Here is a 21,501-nt window from a genome sequence, read left to right on the forward strand (position 1 = left end):
CGGGCCTTTTTTTCGCCACCTCGCTTAAGGAGGCCCCGTGATCGACGGGCAACCGCTCGCCTGCTTCCAGCCATTTATCGACACCGCCACCGGCCGCATCGCCGGCGTTGAGGCCCTGGGCCGTCTGCGCCAGGCTGACGGCCTCTTGCAGTCCGTGGGCCCGCTGTTCGCCGACCCACGCACGCCGGGCGTGACCTTGCGCCGTCTCGACCGGCAGATCCGTGACAATGCACTGAGCCGCTTGCACGAAGCCCCCGAAGATTGGTTCCTGAGCTTGAACATCTCGCCGCGCTGGATCAATCGGCTGCGCCCGGGCCAAGCCTTGCCGAGCCTGAAGCAGATCCACAGCCATGGCGTCGACCCACGACGCATCGTGTTCGAGATCACCGAACTGGGCGGCGACATCCAGCGCCTGGCCGACGTGGTGGTGCGTTATCGCGAGGCCGGCGCGCGAATCGCCATCGATGACTTTGGCGCTGGCTATTCGCAGCTCGACCGGGTGCTGGCATTGCAGCCGGATATTCTCAAGCTGGACATGCGCCTGTTCCAGGCCGCCGCCCGCGGCGGGCCGAGCAGCGAAGTGGTCAGGGCATTGGCGCAAATGGCGGAGAAGACCGGGTGCTGGATCATCGCCGAAGGCGTGGAAACCGAGGCGCAGTTAAGCTTCGCCCTGGAGTGTGGTTCGCGCTATGTGCAGGGCTATCTGTTTGCCCAGGCGCAGCTGGACTGGTTCGCCGCCGACGCCTTCGTCTCGCGTTTCGCCCAGTTGCGCACCGCGTATGTCCAACAAAAGCTCGCAGAGCGTGGGCGCATCATGCAATTGCGCCAGCAATTGGCCGAGCTGATGAACATCCTGCAAACCTGGGCGCAGGCCCAGGCGCCGCTGAGCGAGTTGCCGCAACTGCCGGCCTTTCCCTGGCTGCTGCGCTTCTACCAGTGCGACCGGCATGGCACGCAGCTGACCCCCAACTTCGAATGGCGCCAGGACGCCTGGCAGGCCGACAGTCGCTACCTGGGCCATAACTGGTCGTGGCGCCCGTACTTCTATCACCTGCTGGCCGAGGGGTGGGAGGAGCGGCGCCTGACCCTGTCTTCGACCTACCGCGACGCGACCACCAATCAGTATTGCCTCACGACCGGACAATTCTTCGATAACGGTCAGCGTTTGCTGTTAATCGATATCGACGCAGCCGGGCTGTAGATTTTCGCTTGCCCAGGCCGCGCTGAACCGGGAAGCTGGGAGGGTCATTCACCGTACGGAGAGTACCCGCCTTGGATTGGCCCACCCTGCTGACTCGCGAACGTCTTGGCAAACCGCTGCACAGCCCGGAAGAACTGGGGCGTAGCCCGTTTCACAAAGACCACGACCGTATTATCTTCTCCGGCGCGTTTCGCCGCCTGGGCCGCAAGACCCAGGTACACCCGGTCTCCAGCAACGACCACATCCATACACGCCTGACCCACTCCCTGGAAGTGAGCTGTGTGGGCCGCTCCCTCGGCATGCGCGTCGGCGAGACCTTGCGCAGCGCCCTGCCCGACTGGTGCGACCCGAGCGACCTGGGCATGGTGGTGCAATCGGCCTGCCTGGCCCACGACATCGGCAACCCGCCATTCGGGCATTCCGGCGAAGACGCCATCCGCCACTGGTTCCAGCAGGCTGCAGGGCGCGGCTGGCTGGACGACATGAGCAGCGCCGAACGCAATGACTTCCTCAACTTCGAAGGCAACGCACAGGGCTTTCGTGTGCTCACCCAACTGGAATACCACCAGTTCGACGGCGGTACGCGCCTGACCTACGCAACCCTGGGCACGTACCTGAAATACCCCTGGACCGCCCGGCACGCGGACTCGCTGGGGTACAAGAAACACAAGTTCGGCTGCTACCAGAGCGAGCTGCCGATCCTCGAGCAGATCGCCCACAAGCTCGGCCTGCCGCAACTCGAGGATCAGCGCTGGGCCCGGCATCCGCTGGTGTATCTGATGGAGGCGGCAGACGACATTTGCTACGCCTTGATCGACTTGGAAGACGGTCTGGAAATGGAGTTGCTGGAGTACACCGAAGTCGAGTCGCTGCTGCTGGACCTGGTGGGCGATGACCTGCCACAGACCTATCGCCAGCTCGGCGCCCAGGACTCCCGTCGACGCAAGTTGGCGATCCTGCGTGGCAAGGCCATCGAGCATTTGACCAACGCGGCGGCACGGGCCTTCGTGGAACAGCAAGACGCTTTGTTGGCCGGCACCCTGCCCGGGGATCTGGTGGAGCATATGCACGGCCCGGCCAAACGCTGCGTCCTGGATGCCAAAGACATGGCGCGCAAGAAAATCTTTCAGGACAAGCGCAAGACCCTGCATGAGATCGGCGCCTACACCACCCTCGAGATTCTCCTGAACGCCTTCTGCGGTGCCGCGCTTGAGCAACATGGCGGGCGCACGCCGTCGTTCAAGAACCGGCGCATTCTCGACTTGCTTGGCAACAACGCGCCGAACCCCGAGTGGCCGTTACACGCGTCGTTCCTACGCATGATCGACTTTATCGCGGGCATGACCGACAGCTATGCCACCGAGATGGCGCGGGAAATGACCGGACGCTCCAGCCCTCAATAACGAGCACGATCACGTCGCCTGTTTCCTGAAAGGAATCTGCCTACAAAGGGAACAGAGCGGCCTGATCGAATTCGCACAACCACCCGATGAATAATCACGCACGCTCCCGGCGACCCTGGCGATCTGTTCCTACGCGCCCCCATCGACGCTTGACTCACCGCGTGGCCCCCAATGCCCAACTACCCACTTCGTATCCTGCTGGTGGAGGATCATCCTTTTCAACTTCTCGCCACCCAGTGCCTGCTCAGAAGCTTCGGCTTCGCCCGGCTGACGCCAGCCGAAAACGCCGAGCAGGCAATCTGTTTGATGTCACGGGCCGAGGAGCCTTTCGACATCATCCTCTGTGACCAATGCTTGCCTGACCTGCCCGGACTCGAACTGATTGATATCGCCAGCCGCCGACGCTTTACCACGACCGCCATCCTGCTGAGCGGATTGCCCGTGGCGGAACTCGCCAGCCTGATATCCCAAGCGGCAGATCGTGGCCTGCCACTACTCGGTTACTTATCAAAGCCACTGAACAAGAATGAACTTGCGCACTTGCTGTGCCCTTTACTTAAGTTACAAATGTAGGAATTAAACATCATGGACTGACGAAAAACGTCGGCGCCGCACCCGTTAAATCCATGACAGCAGCATTTAGTTCACTCACTGCCACAGCACTGACATATCGCTTCACAACGCCTTAGCAGCCGGTAGGCATTTACCTTTTCTCATGTAGGACTTTTCCTGTTTTATATCTACTTCCCCCTCGACTCATGCTCCTCCCTCCTCTTCTAAGCTAATGTGCCCGCTTTATTTGCACTTGCATGGAATGTGATCATGAACTCAGTTTTTATTATCGATGACCACCCTGTTATACGACTTGCCATCCGAATGTTACTGGAGCACGAAGGGTACAAAGTGGTGGGCGAAACGGATAACGGCTGCGACGCCATACAAATGGTCCGCGAATGCCTGCCTGACCTGATTATCCTGGACATCAGCATTCCCAAGCTGGATGGGCTGGAAGTGCTCTGCCGCTTCAACGCGATGAACACGTCAATGAAGACCCTGATCCTGACAGCCCAGTCCCCCACCCTCTTCGCCACACGCTGCATGCGCTCGGGCGCCGATGGCTACGTGTGCAAGGAAGGCGATTTGAGTGAGTTGCTGAGCGCCATTCGCGCGGTGTTGTCCGGCTACAACTATTTCCCGAGCCAGGCACTGAACAGCAATGGTGTAGACGGTGTGGAATCCCAGGAACTCGAATTATTCAAGACCGTCAACGACCGCGAACTAATGGTATTGCAACTTTTTGCACAAGGCCGCACCAACAAGGAAATCGCCAAAGGTATGTTTCTGAGTAATAAAACAGTAAGCACTTATAAAAAGCGGCTGATGCAAAAACTTCAAGCCAAATCCTTGGTAGAACTTATCGAGATGGCAAAACGAAACGCGCTAGTGTGAGAAAGCGGATGCCCAGGCGTATAAAGGACTATCTGATTACATTGAGTGCCGGCTTGTGCTTCAGCACGGTCGTGCTCGCGAACCACCCAGCGAGCCCGGAACATTTCACCTTGTTGAGCCGTGCAGGCTCGGTTCAACTGGAAACCCACCTCAACAAGGCCCAACGCCAATGGCTGCAAAACAAGCGGGAGTTGGTGCTGGGCACTGCGTCCCCTGATTATCCGCCCTTTGACCTCACGTCCAGCGGCCGCGACTACGAGGGACTCACCGCTGATTACGCCGGCCTGCTGTCCAAGGCACTGGCACTGCCGGTGAAAGTGTTGCGCTACCCCTCCCGAGAGGCCGCGATCCGCGCCCTTGAAGCGGGGGATATCGACCTGCTGGGCTCGTCCAACGGCTTTGAGGCGGCAAACCCGAATCTCACGCTGTCCGAACCCTATGCAGTGGACCAGCCGGTACTGGTCACCCGCGAAGGTGAGACCCGCAGCCTGAAGGATGGCCTGGCCGGGATGCGCCTGGCTCTGGTCTACCACTACCTGCCACTGGGCGAGGTGGAAAAGCTTTACCCCGAGGCGCGCATCCGCGTCTATCCCTCTTATCAAAATGCCTTGAATGCGGTGGCATTCGACCAGGCGGACGTGTTTCTCGGCGATACCATTTCCACCCATTACATGATCAACAAGGGCTACCTGAAGAACATCCGCATGGCCAATTTCGGCAAGCACGAGGCCTATGGGTTCAGCTTTGCCATGCCCCAGCAGCAGCGCACCCTCTTGAGTATCGTCGATGCGGTAATGACGGCCGTGCCTACCGCTGAACGGGACGCGATCGCCAAGCGCTGGAGCGCCGGCAGCGACATCCTGCTGACCGACGAGAAGCTACAACTGACTCAACGTGAGGAGCGTTGGCTGAAGGACCACCCGGTGGTGAAGGTGGCGGTGAACGAAACCTTCGCCCCCCTGACGTTCTTCGATACCGACGGCAATTTTCGTGGCATTACCGCCGATCTGCTGGAGTTGGTTCGCCTGCGCACCGGGCTGCGTTTCGACATTGAGCGCGGGCGTGACGTGAATGCGATGATCGAACAGGTGGACGCCGGCAAAGTCGACATCATCGGCGCAATCGTGCCCAGCGTTGAACGGGAAGCGCAGCTGAATTTCAGCCGACCTTACCTGGAAAATTCCTATGTGCTGCTGACCCGGAAAGAGCCCGATGCGCCCTTGAACCTGGAGCAGATGGCCGGCAAGCGCCTGGCAATTACGCCGGGTAACCCGCTGGAAACCGTCCTGCGCCGCGACTTCCCAGAGGTGCATCTGGTCAACGCCAGCGACACGTTCAAGGCCTCGGAAATGCTGGCCCAAGGGCATGTCGAAGGCGCAGTGAACTCACTGGTAGTCGCCAACTACTTCCTGTCGTCCCAGATGTTCCAGGACAAACTTCAGATCAGCACCAGTATCGGCACCTTTCCCGCCACGTTTGCCCTGGCAACCGCACGCAGTGCCACCGAACTCAGCTCGATTCTCGACAAGGCCTTGCTGAGCATCGCCCCGGATGAACTGGGGGTGATCAACAGTCGCTGGCGAGGCTACACCTCCGCCTCCGATAGCTACTGGCGCAACTATCATCAACTGATCGCACGCATCATCATTGGTACGGGCCTTTTGCTGTTGGTCTCCCTGGGCTGGAACGCCTATATGCGTCGCCAGATCAAACACCGCAAGATGGCCGAGCGCGCGCTCAGTGACCAGTTCGAGTTCATGCGTGCGCTGGTCAATGAAACCCCGCATCCGATCTACGTGCGTGATCGTAAAGGCTTGCTGCAGACCTGCAATGACAGCTACCTGCAGGTATTCGACGTCAAACGCGAGGATGTGATCGGCAAAAGCGCCATCCAGATGAGTGAGGCCCTTGAAACCGACGCGGTTCAATATCACGCCGATTACCAGCGGGTGATGGCCGAAGGCAACCCGCTGATCCTTGATCGCACCCTGCATATCCACGGAAAAAAACTGACGATCTACCACTGGATCCTGCCATACCGCGACTCTACCGCAGAGGTGCAGGGCATCATTGGTGGCTGGATTGACATCAGCGAGCGACGCCAACTGTTCGACGAAATCCGCGCCGCCAAAGAACGCGCCGACGAAGCCAACCGGGCCAAGAGCACGTTCCTCGCCACCATGAGCCATGAAATCCGCACACCGATGAACGCGGTGATTGGCATGCTCGAACTGACCCTCAAGCGTGCCGACCAGGGCCATCTTGATCGCCCGGCCATCGAAGTGGCGTACAACTCGGCCAAGGACCTGCTGGAGCTGATCGGCGATATCCTCGACATCGCGCGCATCGAATCCGGGCGCCTGAGCCTGGCGCCGGAACGCGTCAACCTGCGAGAGGTGATCGAGTCGGTGGTGCGTGTGTTCGACGGCCTGGCCCGCCAGAAAACCCTCAGCCTGTCCCTTGAGTTCAAGCCCAACCTGGATGACACCGATGTGTTGATCGACCCGCTGCGGTTCAAGCAGGTGCTGTCCAACCTCGTCAGCAACGCGATCAAGTTCACCGAGCGCGGCGAGGTCAAAATCAAGGTTGAGGTATTGCCCACCGAGCTGGCGCAGCAAGTCGAGATGAAACTGGTGGTCGAGGACACCGGGATAGGTATCAGCCGGGATGACCAGTTACGCCTGTTCGAACCCTTTGCCCAGGCCGACAATTCCGGGCAGCTCGCCAGGAGCGGTGCCGGCCTGGGGCTGGTGATCTGCCGCAGCCTGTGCGCAATGATGGGCGGGCAACTGAGCCTGAGCAGCGTGCCTATGGTGGGCACTCAGGTGCATGTCAGCTTGAACATGACGCGCCTGCAGCCGGAACAGGCAACGGTCGAACCGAAACCCGAAGCCCCTGCGACCGCGCCAGTGCTCAATGTGCTGGTGGTGGACGATCATCCCGCCAACCGCTTGCTGATGTGCCAGCAACTGGGTTACCTGGGACACCAGTTCACCGCCGCCCAGAACGGCGCCACCGGTTTCCAGGCCTGGCGCCAGGAACGCTTCGACCTGATCATCGCCGACTGCAACATGCCCATCATGAATGGCTACGAGCTGAGTCGCTCGATCCGGGAATACGAACAGCGTGAGCAACTCGCACCGTGCGTGGTACTGGGTTTTACCGCCAATGCCCAGCCCGAAGAGAAGCAACGCTGCGCCGAAGCCGGTATGAACGATTGCCTGTTCAAACCGATCAGCCTGACGGCATTGGAGCGACAACTGGCGAAGATCGCCCCTCAACCCAGCGACCTGTACCTGGACCTCGGCAACTTCGAGGCCCTGACCGGCGGCGATCCACAGTTGAGCTGGCGTTTGCTGGAGGAACTGTTGAGCAGCAGCCGACATGATCGCCAGGAACTGACTGCGCTGATCAGTGCACATGCCCCGCTCCAGGAAATCATCGAGCAAGCTCACAAAATCAAAGGCGCTGCCCGTATTGTTCAGGCGACCCCATTGGCCAGGCAGTGCGAAACCCTTGAACAAGCCTGTGCCCGCGGTGATGACTGGGCGTTGATTGAAGCCAGTGCGAAATCCTTGGAAAAGCTCATGATGGAACTGGAGAGGTTACTGCAGATGCAGCTTCAAGCACTCGATGCCAGCAAGGGGCGGCTGCCGCCCCTTACGTGATCAGCAGTTGGTCAAGCGCAGGAAAATTGCTGCCAGCCGTTCAATGCCCGCCTGGTCCTGGGGGGTAAAACGCGCCAACGACGGGCTATCGAGGTCAAGGACGCCGATCAATTTGCCGTCCTTGACCAGGGGTACCACCAGCTCGCTGTTCGATGCGCTGTCACAGGCGATATGCCCTGGGAACGCATGCACATCCTCCACACGCTGGGTCTGCCGCGTCGCCGCCGCCGCACCGCACACCCCGCGGCCGAACGGTATGCGCACGCAGGCGATCTGGCCCTGGAACGGGCCAAGCACCAGCTCTTCGTCACGGTTAAGGTAAAAGCCGGCCCAGTTCAAATCGTCCAGCTGGTTGAACAGGAAGGCAGAAAACTGCGCACTGTTGGCGATGAAATCTCGCTCATCGGCCAGCAGCGACTCCAGTTGCGCGCAGAGCATGGCATAGCCATCAAGGCCAGTACCGGCGCTTTGTAAATCAATCATGGTTGACGTTCCAGTAATTTGAGGCCGACCCAGTAACGAGCGAATTGGTACGCGCAACGACCGTTGCGGTTGCCACGTCCGGTAGCCCAGCGTACCGCAAGAATGTCGAGCGCTTCATCGCGCTGCCACTGCAAACCGGCCTTGCTCGCCAGTTCGCCGATCCAGTGCTCCACGACATCCAGGAAGTGTTCCTGGGTAAACGGGTAGAACGACAGCCACAAGCCAAAACGGTCGGACAAGGCGATCTTGTCTTCCACCGCTTCGCTTGGGTGCAATTCACCATCCACGCGTTTCCAGTTGTCATTGTCGCTCTGGTTTTCCGGCACCAAATGGCGGCGGTTGGAAGTGGCGTACAGCAGCACGTTCTCCGGGGCCTGTTCGAGAGAGCCGTCGAGCACGCTTTTCAGCACACGGTAATCGCCTTCACCGGCCTCGAATGACAGGTCGTCGCAGAACAGGATAAAACGCTGCGGCAGCTTGAGCAGTTGCTCGACCACACGCGGCAGGTCGGCCAGATGGTCGCGTTCGATCTCGATCAGGCGCAAACCGGCCTTGGCGTGCTGTGCCAGCAAGGCGCGCACCATCGACGATTTACCCGTGCCACGCGAGCCCCATAGCAGCGCATGATTGGCGGGCAGGCCATCGATGAATTGTTGGGTGTTGCGCGCCAGTGTTTCACGTTGCTTGTCGACACCGATCAGGTCCGACAGGCGCATGTCCAGGCTCACGTCCAACGGCAACAGGAAACCACTGCGGCCTTCGCGCTGCCAGCGGGCAGCCAGGCACTGGTTCCAATCAATGGTTTGGCGTGGTGCAGGCAATAAGGGTTCGAGGCGGGCGAGCACTGCATCGGCCCGCTCAAGAAAGGCACTCAATCGAGAATCCACAATTATTCCTCTGGCAAGTTCTTGCAAAAGATGGCGTATTGGCAGCCCTGCGGCAGACCGCACGAGGCTGCGTAAAAAACGATTCATGCCGGGTAAGCCAGAGCCTGTGGATGTTCAGCTATGCTTGCCGGGCGAAGGGAAACGTAAAGTGGTTCAACACTCAATGGATATCAAGTTCGCCCACCGCTTGTCTTATAAACAAGCCAGATTGACTGTGCTGGTCGGTTTCGTGTTGGGAACCTTGCTCAGCCTGATCCAAATCGGCATTGATTATGCCAGCGAAGACGCATCCATCAACCGTGAAATTCGCTCGCTGATCGAAATCAGCCACAACCCCGCGTCACGCATCGCCTACAACATCGACGCCGAACTGGCCCAGGAACTGACCCTGGGCCTGCTGCACTCCCCCGCCATCATCCATGCCCAGTTGATCGACAATAATGGCGTGGTACTGGCCGATGTCGACCGGCCGCGCAAAGAAAGCACCTACCGCCCCCTCAGCGATTTTCTGTTTGGGGCCAACCGCCAGTTTGAAGATCGGCTGTTCCTGAACCCTATGCCCAACGAGTCCCTCGGCGTGCTACGGCTGGACGTGGACACTTATGCCTTTGGCAGCCGCTTCCTGCGCCGTGCCGAGATCACCCTGCTCAACGGGTTTGCCCGCAGCCTGCTGCTGACCGGCATCCTGCTGGGTCTGTTCTACGTCATGCTGACCCAGCCACTGGTGTGTATTATTCGCGAGCTGAGCAACCGCAGGCAGGCACGCCTGGATTGCCCGCCGGGCCATGAACACGACGAAATCGGCGTACTGGTGAACGTTGCCAACCAACAGTTCGAAAACATGGAGACGGAGATCCAGCAACGCCGCCACGCGGAAGACCGACTGACCGAATACCTGGGGCAATTGGAGGACATCGTCTCCGCGCGCACCTTGGAGCTCAAGGCCAGCAACCAGCGGCTGAGCCAGTCCAACGACGAATTGGAAGCGGCGAAGATGCATGCATTGGGCATGGCCCAGGCGCGTGCGGCGTTCCTGGCCAACATGAGCCATGAGATTCGCACCCCGCTCAACGGCCTGTTGGGGATGATCGCACTGTCGCTGGACAGCCCGCTCAATGCCGAGCAGCGCCAGCAACTGTCTATTGCCCATGACTCGGGCAAAGTGCTGGTGGAGTTGCTCAACGATATCCTCGACCTGTCCAAGTTCGATGCTGGCCAGTTGGAGCTGGAACACATCCCCTTCGACCTCGGCTCGCTGGTGGAGGACACCGCTAACCTGCTGTCACAAAACGCGGCACCCAGTGTCGAACTGACCTGCCTGATCGACCCGCAGTTTCCCGCCCAGGTGCTGGGCGACCCGACCCGTGTGCGGCAAATCGTCAGTAACCTGCTGTCCAATGCCTTAAAATTCACGCGCTTCGGCCGGGTCGATGTGCGCCTCAGCGCGCTGGATGGCCGAGTGCGCATCGAGGTCTGTGATACCGGCATCGGCATTGCGCAGGAAGCCCAGGTAAAGATTTTCCAACCGTTCACCCAGGCCGGAGCCGGTATCACACGCCAGTTTGGCGGCACGGGTCTCGGCTTGGCGTTGACGCACAACCTGTGCGAAGCGATGAAAGGCCGACTGAGCATCAGTTCGGAGGTCGGCTTCGGCAGCCAGTTCTGCGCCGACCTGCCGTTGCCGATCCATTTGCCCGCCGTTCAACAGGTGCCGCTCAAGGGTGAGGTGATCGCCATCACCAGTGCCGGCAGCGGCCTGACGGAACTGCTGACCACCCTCCTGCCCCACTGGGGGCTGACACCGCGCTGCTACCCGCGTGATGAGGATTTAAGCGGGCAAACGCCGGACTTGCTGATCACCGACTGCCCCGAATGCCTGTTCCGCCTGCGGCCTTCCATCACCGCGCCGATCCTGCTGGTGACCGCCTATGGCAATTTCATGCCCAGCGAAGAAGTCGCGGCACTGGCGCCGTTGCAGCAACAGGCGCGCCCGCTGAGCCGCAATGCGCTGTATCAAATCCTGGAACGTAACTTGCGCAGCGATCACCCACTCATCCTTGATCCCATCCAGATAGAAGCCGTGCCCCTGGCACGCCGGGCGCGCATCCTGCTGGTGGAGGACAACGCGGTCAACCAACTGGTGGCCAAAGGCATGCTCAGCAAACTGGGGTGTGAAGTGATCGTGGCCGCCCACGGTGGGGAGGCGCTCAAGTTTCTTGAAGAACAACACTTCGACATGGTGTTGATGGACTGCAATATGCCGGTGATGGACGGTTACGAAGCCAGCCGGCAGATCCGTCGCAGCGGGCGCTGGCCGGAACTGCCGATCGTCGCGTTGACAGCCAACGCCCTTTCCGAAGAACGCGAGCGTTGCCGGGCTGCGGGCATGAATGACTACCTGGCCAAGCCGTTTCGGCGCGAGGAACTCAGCGCTTTGCTGGACGTGTGGGTGCCGAAGACGACACGTCTCTGATCTGCAGCAGCAACTGGTCCAAGCCGTCGCGCAAGGCATCGGCCTGGTTCAGGTCGATGCCGCTGTCGCACAGCAGCCGGGTCTTGAGCGCATGGGTCTGGTCGCGCAACTGCACACCGCTTTCGCTGAGGCTCAGGTGCACTTCTCGCTCATCCTTGGCGCTGCGCTGGCGCTTGACCCACTTTAGGTGCTCAAGGCGCTTGAGCAACGGCGTCAGCGTGCCCGAATCCAGCATCAAGCGCTCGCCCAAGGCCTTGACCGTGGGTTGCGCGGGGGCTGTGTCGTGCCATTCCCACAACACCAGCATCACCAAGTATTGCGGGTAGGTCAGGCCCAGTTGATCCAGCATCGGCTTATAGGCGCGGGTCACCGCCCTGGACGCAGCGTAGAGCTTGAAACACAGCTGGTTATCGAGGGCCAGGGATACGCTCATTTGAGCAGGGCTTCGATCTCTTGAGTCAGGTCCTGCGGCTTGGTGGTCGGGGCAAAACGCTTGACTACCTGGCCGTCACGACCGATGAGGAACTTGGTGAAGTTCCACTTGATGCCTTTGGACCCAAGCAGGCCCGGGGCCTGTTGTTTCAGTTGCACGAACAACGGGTGGGCATCGCTGCCATTCACGTCGATTTTCTTGAACAGCGGGAAGCTGACGCCGAAGTTCAGCTCGCAGAACTCGGAGATCGCCCCTTCGTTACCCGGTTCCTGCTTGCCGAACTGGTTGCAAGGGAACCCCAGTACCACCAGCCCCTGGTCCTTGTACTGCTGCCAGAGTTGCTCCAGGCCCTTGTACTGCGGGGTGAAGCCACACTTGCTGGCAGTGTTGACCACCAAGATGGCCTTGCCGGCAAAATCGGCCAAGGTCTTTTGCTCACCTTTGATGGTGGTGCAAGGGATGCTCAGCAGGTTGTCGCTCATGGCAGTGCCTCGATAACGGAAAGAAAGAATAAACATAGTGATCAATTCAATTGTGTGCAATTCAATTGACCAGAATGATAGGCCGATATCAGACGATAGCCGCTTCTGTGGCGAGGGAGCTTGCTCCCTCGCCACAGAAGATGTGTTTATCGCGGGACGAGGTCCAGGCACACCGAATTGATGCAATAACGTAGGCCAGTCGGCGGCGGACCGTCGGGGAATACATGGCCCAAGTGGGCATCGCATTTGGCGCAGGTAACTTCGGTGCGGATCATGCCGTGGCTGACGTCACGGATTTCGATCATCGCGCTGTCGGCAATCGGCGCGTAGAAACTGGGCCAGCCGCAGCCGGAATCAAACTTGGTGGTCGAATCGAACAGCGGCTCGTTGCAGCAGATGCAGTGGTACACACCGTCCGTCTTGGTGCCGTTGTACTTGCCGCTGAAAGGTCGCTCGGTACCCTTGAGACGACATACGTTGTACTGCTCGGGGTCGAGCATGGCTTTCCATTCATCAATGGTCTTCTGCAGCTTTTCCATCGGTACACCTCGGCAACTGAAAAAGCCTGATCTGTGTCTTTTCCGTAGATCAGGCGGCACGTATGATTGCGCCTCTTCAAAACGCCAGTCTGGCACCCGCGCTACCGGCATTCAAACGTATTTACGGGGGCGGCCCCGCGGGATTCACAGTACGGTAGTGTCCACACCGTCTGGATCGTTCATTTTCAGGATCACATCGCCATGCAGGTCAGCAAATCGAACAAGCTCGCCAACGTCTGCTATGACATTCGCGGCCCGGTGCTCAAGCACGCCAAACGCCTGGAAGAGGAAGGCCATCGCATCCTCAAGCTGAACATTGGCAACCCGGCGCCCTTTGGTTTCGAAGCGCCGGACGAGATCCTCCAGGACGTGATCCGCAACCTGCCCACCGCCCAGGGCTACAGCGACTCCAAAGGCCTGTTCAGCGCGCGTAAAGCGGTGATGCAGTACTACCAGCAAAAGCAGGTCGAAGGTGTTGGCATCGAAGACATCTACCTGGGCAATGGCGTGTCCGAGCTGATCGTGATGTCCATGCAGGCCCTGCTCAACAATGGCGACGAAGTGCTGGTGCCGGCGCCGGACTACCCGCTGTGGACCGCCGCCGTGACCCTGGCCGGTGGCAACCCGGTGCACTACCTGTGTGACGAAGGCGCCGACTGGTTCCCGGACCTGGCCGACATCAAGGCCAAGATCACCCCGAACACCAAGGCCCTGGTGATTATCAACCCGAACAACCCGACCGGCGCCGTGTATTCCAGGGAGGTGTTGCTGGGCATGCTCGAACTGGCGCGCCAGCACAACTTGGTGGTGTTCTCCGACGAGATCTACGACAAGATCCTCTACGACGACGCGGTGCACATCTGCACCGCGTCCCTGGCGCCAGACCTGCTGTGCCTGACCTTCAACGGCCTGTCCAAGTCCTACCGCGTGGCGGGGTTTCGCTCCGGCTGGATCGCCATCTCCGGCCCCAAGCACAACGCGCAAAGTTACATCGAAGGTATCGACATGCTGGCCAACATGCGCCTGTGCGCCAACGTGCCGAGCCAGCACGCGATCCAGACCGCGCTGGGCGGCTACCAGAGCATCAACGACCTGGTCTTGCCCCAAGGTCGCCTTCTGGAACAGCGTAATCGCACCTGGGAACTGCTTAACGCCATCCCGGGCGTGAGCTGTGTGAAACCCATGGGAGCGCTGTACGCCTTTCCGCGGATCGACCCGAAGGTGTGCCCGATTCTCAACGACGAGAAGTTTGTGCTCGACCTGCTGCTCTCGGAAAAACTGCTGGTGGTGCAAGGCACGGCGTTCAACTGGCCGTGGCCGGATCACTTCCGCGTGGTCACATTGCCGCGTGTGGATGACCTGGAGATGGCCATTGGTCGCATCGGTAGCTTCCTCAAGTCCTATCGCCAGTAACGGAAACGGCGCTGTACGATCGACAATCGGTCGTACAGCGAGTATCTGGCAACACTTCTCTGCCCCTTCTCCGTTCCAGCCGTTTGCTGGCGCAGCAAAAGCTATCTCCCCCCTATAATTACTGGGCTGGAAGGTATAGATGAACCGATCAGGGGGTCTTTTTCACGTCGGAAAATCCCTTCAAGGCTCTACATTCAGGCTGTAGGACACAGTTTGAAATAGTCGCTCGGTTGAATCACCCCATGCCGCACCTTATATACCCCGCAGTACGCGACATATTAAGCATGAGGAGAACTCTACAACCATGATGCGCATCCTGCTGTTCTTGGCCACTAACCTTGCGGTCGTGCTGATTGCCAGCATTACCTTGAGCCTTTTCGGCTTCAATGGGTTCATGGCGGCCAACGGGGTTGACCTGAACCTCAATCAGCTGCTGGTTTTCTGTGCGGTCTTTGGTTTTGCCGGCTCGCTGTTCTCGCTGTTCATCTCCAAGTGGATGGCGAAAATGAGCACCAGCACCCAGGTGATCACCCAGCCACGTACCCGGCATGAGCAATGGTTGCTGCAGACCGTCGAGCAATTGTCCCGAGAAGCCGGCATCAAGATGCCCGAGGTCGGGATCTTCCCGGCCTATGAAGCCAACGCCTTTGCCACCGGCTGGAACAAGAACGACGCACTCGTTGCGGTCAGCCAGGGCATGCTGGAACGCTTCTCGTACGATGAAGTAAAGGCGGTGCTGGCCCACGAGATCGGCCACGTGGCCAACGGTGACATGGTCACCCTGGCGCTGGTCCAAGGCGTGGTGAACACCTTCGTGATGTTCTTCGCGCGGATCATCGGCAACTTTGTCGACAAGGTGATCTTCAAGAACGAAGAAGGCCGCGGTATTGCCTATTTCGTGGCAACCATCTTCGCCGAAGTGGTGCTGGGCTTCCTGGCCAGCGCGATCACCATGTGGTTCTCGCGCAAACGCGAATTCCGCGCAGACGAAGCCGGTGCCCGCCTGGCCGGTACCGGGGCGATGATTGCAGCGCTGCAACACCTGCGCTCCGAACAGGGCCTGCCGGTGCATATGCCGGACAGCCTGACGGCCTTTGGTATCAACGGTGGCATCAAGCAGGGCATGGCTCGCCTGTTCATGAGCCACCCGCCACTGGAAGAGCGTATCGACGCACTGCGTCGTCGGGGCTGATAGCTCGGTAGTGACACCGAAAGGGGCGATCTGATCGCCCCTTTTTCGTGGGTACGTCCTTGACCATCGCGGCATAGCTATCTACACCTCTTTTGAAAGCGCAGAAGCATCCTGTAGTGAGCGGGCTTGCCCCGCGCTGGGCTGCGAAGCGGCCCTAAAAACCTGATATCGAGCTTTACCTGAAGAAACGCAGCGGCCTTATTGGGGCCGCTCCGCAGCCCAGCGCGGGACAAGCCCGCTCACTACCCTACTCTGTGGTCATCGCGGGCTCAGCGCATCGTCAGCTGATACACCCGCTCCTCAAGCCGCGTAACGCCGTCCTGCACGAACTTCCAGCTTTCGCCCAGGATGTCTTGCTCTTCCTGCACCGCCAAGGCCCAATGCGAGCCAAGCAGCACCTTCACCTCATCATGCGTCACTGCAAACGGCGGGCCGGCTTTTTGCGTCTGGTCATAATCGAGGGTGATCAGCAGCCCCTGGCAACCCGGCCGCAAAAGCGTATTCAGGTGTTCGGCATACTGCGCACGCAGCAGCGGTGGCAGGGCGATCAGCGCGGCGCGGTCATAGAGCGCGGTGCAATCAGCCAGGACTTGCGCGTCCAAGGCGAAGAAATCGCCGCACCATACTTCGATCAAATCCGCCTGATACACCTTGAAGGCGCCTCGTTCGGTGACGCGCGGTGTCAGACTCTGCTCTGTGAAGAAGGCTTCCACCGCCTGTTCCGACAGCTCCACGCCCAGCACCCGAAACCCCAGGCTGGCCAGCCACATCAGGTCCAGGCTTTTGCCACACAATGGCACCAGCACTTTGGCGCCCTCGGCGAGGGCCAACTTCGGCCAGTGCCGTTGCAGGTAAGGATTGACCTCGGGCAAATGAAAGCCGATCTGATTGCGCGCCCAGCGCTCCCGCCAAAACTCAGGCTCCATGGATGCCCCCAAAAATTCGATCAAATGGTGCTAAAACTTATATTAGATTTAGATCAATGATCTGATTAAAGATGGGCCCATGTTAACGCTCAGGACCCCACTTATGTTCCCCAGCCTGTTTATCTCCCACGGTTCGCCCATGCTCGCCCTGCAACCCGGCGCCAGCGGCCCGGCGCTTCAGCGACTCGCCGCCGAGATACCACGGCCGAAGGCAATCGTGGTGGTGTCGGCGCATTGGGAAAGCCATGAGCTGCTGGTCAGCGGCAGCGCCGCGCCTGACACCTGGCACGATTTTGGTGGCTTCCCCCGCGAATTGTTTGCCGTGCAATACCCCGCGCCGGGCGATCCGCAGTTGGCCGGCGAAATAGTCGAGTTGTTGCACGCCGATGATTTGAATGCACGCATAGACGACCAACGCCCGTTCGACCACGGCACCTGGGTACCGTTGTCGCTGATGTACCCGGCGGCAGACATTCCAGTGGTGCAGGTTTCCCTGCCCAGCCGCATGGGCCCTGCCCTGCAGACGCGGGTCGGGCATGCGCTTGCCAGCCTGCGCGACAGAGGTGTGCTGTTGATCGGCTCGGGCAGCATCACCCATAACCTGGGCGAACTGGACTGGCACGCGGGGCCTGAGAGCATAGAGCCCTGGGCGCAGGATTTCCGGGACTGGGTGGTGGATAAGCTGGCGGCCAACGATGAGACCGCGCTGCACGACTATCGCCGTCAGGCACCGCATGCGGTACGTAGCCATCCCAGCGATGAGCATTTGTTGCCGCTGTACTTTGCACGTGGCGCCGGTGGCGATTTCAGCGTGGCGCACCAGGGGTTCACCATGGGCGCCCTAGGAATGGACATTTACCGCTTCGACTAACGAACGCCTCCTCTTGTGGGCGCTGGCTTGCCTGCGATGGCGGTGGTTCAGTCAAGCACATTTATCACTGATACATCGCTATCGCATGCAAGCCAGCTCCCACATTGGATTGGGTGCTGATCCGGACACAGCCTGAATCCAAGGCAAAAAAAATCCCCGAACCAGTCGGGGATTTTTTATGTGTGATCAATCAGCCCAAGGGCGGATCAATCTTCGCGGTAGCGACGCAGCTTCAACTGCTTACCGGCAACGCGAGTGTCTTTCAGCTTGGTCAGCAGTTTTTCCAGACCATCTTCCGGCAGCTCCACCAGGGAGAAGCTGTCACGGACCTGGATGCGACCGATGGCTTCACGTGCCAGGCCACCCTCGTTGAGGATAGCGCCCAGCAGGTTCTTGGCAGCGATACCGTCACGCGCGCCCAGCGCGGTACGGCAACGAGCACGGCCTTCAGCCAATGGAACCGGAGCACGACGCTCACGATCACCACGGTCTGGACGGTCGCCAGTACGCTCTGGACGATCACCGCGTGGCGCGTTGTTCGGCACCAGTGGGCGTTCTTTCTCGATGGCTGCCAGGGTCAGGGCCTGACCGTTGGTCGCTTTACGCAGCAGGGCTGCAGCCAGGGCACGTGGGGTGCAACCGATATCGGCGGTCAGGCGGTCAAGCAGTTCGCCGTGGGTCGATTCAGCGTCAGCCACCAGCGGCGACAGGCTGTTGGTCAGTTTCTTGATGCGAGCATCCAGAACGGCCTGGGCATCCGGCAGGCGGACTTCGGCGACTTTCTGACCGGTCACACGCTCGATCACTTGCAGCATGCGGCGCTCACGTGGAGTCACCAGCAGCAGTGCACGACCTTCGCGACCGGCACGGCCGGTACGGCCGATACGGTGAACGTAGGACTCTGGATCGTACGGCATGTCAACGTTGAACACGTGGGTGATACGTGGAACGTCGAGACCACGTGCAGCCACGTCGGTCGCCACAACGATGTCCAGACGGCCATCCTTGAGGGAGTCGATCACGCGCTCACGTTGGTTCTGGGCGATGTCACCGTTCAGCGCAGCGGCTTTGTAGCCTTTGGCTTCCAGGGCACTGGCCAGGTCCAGGGTCGCTTGCTTGGTGCGCACGAACATGATCAGGGCGTCGAAGTCTTCGACTTCCAGCAGGCTCAATACAGCCGAGGTCTTCTGGTCAGCGTGAACCAACAGGTGAGCCTGTTCGATCGCGGTAACGGTCTGAGTCTTGGTCTGGATCTTCACGTGTTGCGGATCGCGCAGGTGGCGTTCGGCAATGGCACGGATCGACTGTGGCAGGGTGGCCGAGAACAGTACGGTCTGACGGGTTGGTGGCAGCGCCTTGAAGATGACTTCCAGGTCATCCATGAAGCCCAGCTTCAACATTTCGTCAGCTTCGTCGAGAACCAGGTGGTTCACGGTCGACAGGACTTTCTCGTCGCGACGCAGGTGGTCGCACAGACGGCCCGGGGTGGCGACAACGATCTGTGCGCCGTTACGGATTGCTTTCAGTTGCGGGCCCATCGGCGCGCCGCCGTAAACGGCCACAACGGTAACGCCTGGCATTTGCTTGGCGTAGGTTTCAAAAGCGGTTGCTACTTGCAGCGCCAACTCACGCGTTGGCGCCAGGATCAGGGCTTGCGGTTCGCGCTTGGCAGGATCGATGCAGTGCAGGATAGGCAGGGCGAACGCGGCGGTTTTACCAGTACCGGTTTGCGCCTGGCCAATCATGTCCTGGCCGGCCATGATGATCGGGATCGATTGCTGCTGAATCGCCGAAGGTTCTTCGTAGCCGGTCGCGATGACGGCAGCGAGAATGTTCGGGTTAAGATTAAAAGCGGCGAAGCCGCCGGTTTCCTGGGTCATGGGTCTGCCTCTAAGTGCATCCGCAAAGACCCATGCTCCAAAGCTGCGCATGCCGTGTTGAGACTCAAGAGTCGCCCTGGCTGCTTTGTCGGCGGGGATTTGCGAAAACGAATGAATGAAAAAGATTCGTCAAGGGAGAGTCCGCTGTGCGGACGTGCAGCCGAAGCTGACTTCGGGGAATTGCGCTACCTAAACGCGGCCCGGTTAAAGGCCGGCGCGCACTATACCGGAAATAGCTGAAAAAGGGAGCTTTTTTTATCGTAAAGCATTGATAAACCGCCCTGCGTCACAGTCTTTGCAGATAACGCGTGTAAGGTCTATTTTTCAAAGGCCCGGCCCTGTTGGTCATTACGCTTAAACGGTTCACCCAACCCTTCCGACCCTTTGGTCTGAAACACTTCCCCGCGCCCGAGGGCACACCCGATGAATCAAGCCAGCAGCAGCCGCGTCAGCCGAGAACTGCAGGGCCATGTCCTGCTGTTGGGCCTGGACCGGGTAGCCAAACGCAACGCTTTCGACCTGGACCTGCTCAACGCGCTGAGCCTGGCGTATGGTGAATTTGATCGAAATGCCGATGCGCGGGTGGCGGTGGTGTTTGCCCATGGTGATCACTTTACCGCCGGGCTGGACCTGGCCAATGTCAGCGCGGTGATGGCCGGCGGCTGGCAACCACCGCTGGGGGGCTGCGATCCCTGGGGCGTGTTTGCCGGCCCGCGCGTGAGCAAACCGGTGATCGTCGCGGCCCAGGGCTACTGCCTGACCATCGGTATCGAGCTGATGCTGGCGGCGGACATCAACCTGTGCGCAAGCAATACGCGCTTTGCGCAGATGGAAGTACAGCGTGGGATTTTTCCGTTTGGCGGCGCGACGCTGCGCTTTCATCAGATCGCCGGCTGGGGCAATGCGATGCGCTGGCTGCTGACCGGCGATGAATTCGACGCCCATGACGCCTTGCGCTTGGGTTTGGTGCAGGAGGTGATGGCCAGCGAAGACTTGCTGCCGCGCGCCGTCGAACTGGCTAACCGGATTGCGCGCCAGGCACCGCTTGGGGTGCAGGCCACGTTGATGTCGGCACGGCTGGCGCATATGGAAGGCGAAGCGGTCGCGGCCGCGGCTTTGCCGCCGATGGTGGATAAGTTGCTTAACAGCGAGGATGCCAAGGAAGGGGTGCGGGCGATGATTGAGAAGCGGCCGGGGGTGTTCAAGGGTATATGAACACCTGAATTAGCCGTCGACAGTGATGGCCTCATCGCGGGCAAGTCGAAGCGTCGAACCGCCGCTCCCACATTTTGACTGCGTGCATCCTGTAGGAATGCGGTCGAATGTGGGAGCCGGGCTTGCCCGCGATGGCGTCGTTCCAGGCAACTAAGTAGCCGGCCGAATCGCCTTGATCAGCGACTGCAACGAATAGCCCAACCGCGGTGCCAGCGCTTCAGCACGAGCCGAAAGCGCGCCAAGGTCCAGTTCCTGATCCAACTCCGAAGGCACCAGCAGAATCACATTCCCCTCCTTCACCGGCAGCTCCCAATAATGCCGGTGATACAACCCGCGCAACAATGCCGCCCCCAACGGTTTGCCATCGTCGGTGGCCCACTGGTTGATCACCAGCCAGCCGCCGGGGTTGAGTTTTTTCTGACAGTTTTCCAGGAAGGTCCAGGCCAGGTGCCCGACGCCGGGGCCGACGTCGGTGTAGAGGTCGACAAAAATCAGGTCAGCCGACTCAGCCGTGTCGAGCAATTGCAGTGCGTCGCCGACGCGAATATACAGCCGTGGGTCATCGTCCAGCCCCAGGTATTCGATGGCCAGGCGCGGTACATCGGGACGCAGCTCAATGGCCTCCACGTCTTCCAGTGGCAGGAACTTCAGGCACGCCTGGGTCAACGTGCCGGCGCCCAGGCCGAGGAACAGCGCGCTTTCCGGTTGCTCATGGCACAACGCGCCGATCAGCATCGCGCGGGTGTAGTCGTACTCCAGCCAGCTCGGGTCAGCCGTAAATACGCAGCTTTGCTCGATGGCATCGCCGAACTCGAGAAAACGGTAATCGGCCACTTCAAGCACACGGATCATGCCGAAATCATCATGGACTTCGGCGAGCAGGCGCTCGACACGCTCCTCGGTCATCACTACTCCTAAAGGGTTTGCTGCACGGCAAAGGCGCGATTGTCGGCCAACCGGCGGCAACAGGTCACGCACTAATTGCT

Annotated in this window: 18 protein-coding genes; 10 read left to right on the forward strand and 8 right to left on the reverse strand. The window is 59.9% G+C overall.

Annotated elements, in window-relative coordinates; all coding sequences use genetic code 11:
* Window positions 1-37: 37 nt before the first annotated feature.
* From BFP95_RS09210 to BFP95_RS09230, 5 genes are all read left to right on the forward strand, one after another.
* Window positions 38-1,201: an EAL domain-containing protein gene (locus BFP95_RS09210; protein WP_065909896.1), complete on the forward strand. Its 1,164-nt coding sequence runs from the start codon at window positions 38-40 to the stop codon at window positions 1,199-1,201.
* Between the two features lie 71 nt (window positions 1,202-1,272).
* Complete coding sequence (locus tag BFP95_RS09215; RefSeq protein ID WP_065872714.1) at window positions 1,273-2,604, forward strand: deoxyguanosinetriphosphate triphosphohydrolase; 1,332 nt, start codon at window positions 1,273-1,275, stop codon at window positions 2,602-2,604.
* Between the two features lie 171 nt (window positions 2,605-2,775).
* A complete protein-coding gene (locus tag BFP95_RS09220; protein WP_065872715.1) occupies window positions 2,776-3,177 on the forward strand; it encodes a response regulator in 402 nt (133 codons plus the stop codon).
* A 249-nt stretch (window positions 3,178-3,426) separates the two neighbouring features.
* On the forward strand, window positions 3,427-4,053 hold the full coding sequence (locus tag BFP95_RS09225) for a response regulator transcription factor (protein WP_065872716.1): 627 nt from the start codon (window positions 3,427-3,429) through the stop codon (window positions 4,051-4,053).
* 8 nt (window positions 4,054-4,061) lie between these two features.
* Window positions 4,062-7,721 carry a transporter substrate-binding domain-containing protein gene (locus BFP95_RS09230; RefSeq protein ID WP_065882427.1) on the forward strand — a complete coding sequence of 1,220 codons (3,660 nt, stop codon included), beginning with the start codon at window positions 4,062-4,064 and terminating at the stop codon, window positions 7,719-7,721.
* Here the strand turns inward: BFP95_RS09230 and BFP95_RS09235 are convergent, their stop codons facing one another.
* Window positions 7,722-8,204, reverse strand: coding sequence for a GAF domain-containing protein (locus BFP95_RS09235; protein ID WP_065872718.1), 483 nt, complete (start codon window positions 8,202-8,204; stop codon window positions 7,722-7,724).
* On the reverse strand, window positions 8,201-9,091 hold the full coding sequence (locus BFP95_RS09240; RefSeq protein WP_049709281.1) for an ATP-binding protein: 891 nt from the start codon (window positions 9,089-9,091) through the stop codon (window positions 8,201-8,203). Before BFP95_RS09240 ends, BFP95_RS09235 begins: the two co-directional genes overlap by 4 nt.
* 163 nt (window positions 9,092-9,254) lie before the next feature.
* Here BFP95_RS09240 and BFP95_RS09245 point away from each other — a divergent pair, with 163 nt between their 5' ends.
* Window positions 9,255-11,564 carry a hybrid sensor histidine kinase/response regulator gene (locus tag BFP95_RS09245; protein ID WP_065909897.1) on the forward strand — a complete coding sequence of 770 codons (2,310 nt, stop codon included), beginning with the start codon at window positions 9,255-9,257 and terminating at the stop codon, window positions 11,562-11,564.
* On the opposite strand, the gene BFP95_RS09250 is transcribed toward BFP95_RS09245, so the two are convergent.
* The 3 genes from BFP95_RS09250 to msrB all read right to left on the reverse strand — a co-directional run bounded on the left by BFP95_RS09250 (window position 11,518) and on the right by msrB (window position 13,018).
* Complete coding sequence (locus BFP95_RS09250; protein WP_065872720.1) at window positions 11,518-11,997, reverse strand: MarR family winged helix-turn-helix transcriptional regulator; 480 nt, start codon at window positions 11,995-11,997, stop codon at window positions 11,518-11,520. The two genes, BFP95_RS09245 and BFP95_RS09250, sit on opposite strands and share 47 nt — an antisense overlap.
* Window positions 11,994-12,479, reverse strand: coding sequence for a glutathione peroxidase (locus BFP95_RS09255; RefSeq protein WP_049709284.1), 486 nt, complete (start codon window positions 12,477-12,479; stop codon window positions 11,994-11,996). The genes BFP95_RS09250 and BFP95_RS09255 overlap by 4 nt, the downstream gene beginning before the upstream one ends.
* A 146-nt stretch (window positions 12,480-12,625) precedes the next feature.
* On the reverse strand, window positions 12,626-13,018 hold the full coding sequence (msrB, locus tag BFP95_RS09260; protein ID WP_049709285.1) for a peptide-methionine (R)-S-oxide reductase MsrB: 393 nt from the start codon (window positions 13,016-13,018) through the stop codon (window positions 12,626-12,628).
* Between the two features lie 201 nt (window positions 13,019-13,219).
* Between msrB and BFP95_RS09265 the strand changes: the two genes are divergently transcribed.
* Window positions 13,220-14,431 carry a pyridoxal phosphate-dependent aminotransferase gene (locus BFP95_RS09265; RefSeq protein ID WP_065872721.1) on the forward strand — a complete coding sequence of 404 codons (1,212 nt, stop codon included), beginning with the start codon at window positions 13,220-13,222 and terminating at the stop codon, window positions 14,429-14,431.
* A gap of 304 nt (window positions 14,432-14,735) precedes the next feature.
* Entirely contained in the window at window positions 14,736-15,623 is an 888-nt protein-coding gene (gene htpX, locus BFP95_RS09270; RefSeq protein ID WP_034102803.1) for a protease HtpX, read from the forward strand.
* A 269-nt stretch (window positions 15,624-15,892) separates the two neighbouring features.
* Here the strand turns inward: htpX and BFP95_RS09275 are convergent, their stop codons facing one another.
* Window positions 15,893-16,549 carry a thiopurine S-methyltransferase gene (locus BFP95_RS09275; RefSeq protein ID WP_065909898.1) on the reverse strand — a complete coding sequence of 219 codons (657 nt, stop codon included), beginning with the start codon at window positions 16,547-16,549 and terminating at the stop codon, window positions 15,893-15,895.
* A 103-nt stretch (window positions 16,550-16,652) separates the two neighbouring features.
* Here BFP95_RS09275 and BFP95_RS09280 point away from each other — a divergent pair, with 103 nt between their 5' ends.
* Window positions 16,653-17,420, forward strand: coding sequence for a DODA-type extradiol aromatic ring-opening family dioxygenase (locus BFP95_RS09280; RefSeq protein WP_065872723.1), 768 nt, complete (start codon window positions 16,653-16,655; stop codon window positions 17,418-17,420).
* A 206-nt stretch (window positions 17,421-17,626) separates the two neighbouring features.
* On the opposite strand, the gene BFP95_RS09285 is transcribed toward BFP95_RS09280, so the two are convergent.
* Window positions 17,627-19,300: a DEAD/DEAH box helicase gene (locus BFP95_RS09285; RefSeq protein ID WP_065872724.1), complete on the reverse strand. Its 1,674-nt coding sequence runs from the start codon at window positions 19,298-19,300 to the stop codon at window positions 17,627-17,629.
* Between the two features lie 423 nt (window positions 19,301-19,723).
* Between BFP95_RS09285 and BFP95_RS09290 the strand changes: the two genes are divergently transcribed.
* Window positions 19,724-20,515, forward strand: coding sequence for a crotonase/enoyl-CoA hydratase family protein (locus BFP95_RS09290; RefSeq protein ID WP_065909903.1), 792 nt, complete (start codon window positions 19,724-19,726; stop codon window positions 20,513-20,515).
* 150 nt (window positions 20,516-20,665) lie between these two features.
* On the opposite strand, the gene BFP95_RS09295 is transcribed toward BFP95_RS09290, so the two are convergent.
* On the reverse strand, window positions 20,666-21,421 hold the full coding sequence (locus tag BFP95_RS09295; protein WP_049709291.1) for a spermidine synthase: 756 nt from the start codon (window positions 21,419-21,421) through the stop codon (window positions 20,666-20,668).
* Window positions 21,422-21,501: the final 80 nt, after the last annotated feature.

Origin of the sequence: Pseudomonas sp. 58 R 12 (genome assembly GCF_900005865.1) — a bacterium.
GTDB lineage: Bacteria > Pseudomonadota > Gammaproteobacteria > Pseudomonadales > Pseudomonadaceae > Aquipseudomonas > Aquipseudomonas tritici.

Bases quoted from the DNA above. Each gene is read 5' to 3' on its own strand.
- BFP95_RS09220 (WP_065872715.1), top strand. From the start codon at position 2,776: ATGCCCAACTACCCACTTCGTATCCTGCTGGTGGAGGATCATCCTTTT.
- BFP95_RS09225 (WP_065872716.1), top strand. From the start codon at position 3,427: ATGAACTCAGTTTTTATTATCGATGACCACCCTGTTATACGACTTGCC.
- BFP95_RS09230 (WP_065882427.1), top strand. From the start codon at position 4,062: ATGCCCAGGCGTATAAAGGACTATCTGATTACATTGAGTGCCGGCTTG.
- BFP95_RS09235 (WP_065872718.1), bottom strand. From the start codon at position 8,204: ATGATTGATTTACAAAGCGCCGGTACTGGCCTTGATGGCTATGCCATG.
- BFP95_RS09245 (WP_065909897.1), top strand. From the start codon at position 9,255: ATGGATATCAAGTTCGCCCACCGCTTGTCTTATAAACAAGCCAGATTG.
- BFP95_RS09250 (WP_065872720.1), bottom strand. From the start codon at position 11,997: ATGAGCGTATCCCTGGCCCTCGATAACCAGCTGTGTTTCAAGCTCTAC.
- BFP95_RS09255 (WP_049709284.1), bottom strand. From the start codon at position 12,479: ATGAGCGACAACCTGCTGAGCATCCCTTGCACCACCATCAAAGGTGAG.
- msrB (WP_049709285.1), bottom strand. From the start codon at position 13,018: ATGGAAAAGCTGCAGAAGACCATTGATGAATGGAAAGCCATGCTCGAC.
- BFP95_RS09265 (WP_065872721.1), top strand. From the start codon at position 13,220: ATGCAGGTCAGCAAATCGAACAAGCTCGCCAACGTCTGCTATGACATT.
- htpX (WP_034102803.1), top strand. From the start codon at position 14,736: ATGATGCGCATCCTGCTGTTCTTGGCCACTAACCTTGCGGTCGTGCTG.
- BFP95_RS09275 (WP_065909898.1), bottom strand. From the start codon at position 16,549: ATGGAGCCTGAGTTTTGGCGGGAGCGCTGGGCGCGCAATCAGATCGGC.
- BFP95_RS09280 (WP_065872723.1), top strand. From the start codon at position 16,653: ATGTTCCCCAGCCTGTTTATCTCCCACGGTTCGCCCATGCTCGCCCTG.
- BFP95_RS09285 (WP_065872724.1), bottom strand. From the start codon at position 19,300: ATGACCCAGGAAACCGGCGGCTTCGCCGCTTTTAATCTTAACCCGAAC.
- BFP95_RS09290 (WP_065909903.1), top strand. From the start codon at position 19,724: ATGAATCAAGCCAGCAGCAGCCGCGTCAGCCGAGAACTGCAGGGCCAT.
- BFP95_RS09295 (WP_049709291.1), bottom strand. From the start codon at position 21,421: ATGACCGAGGAGCGTGTCGAGCGCCTGCTCGCCGAAGTCCATGATGAT.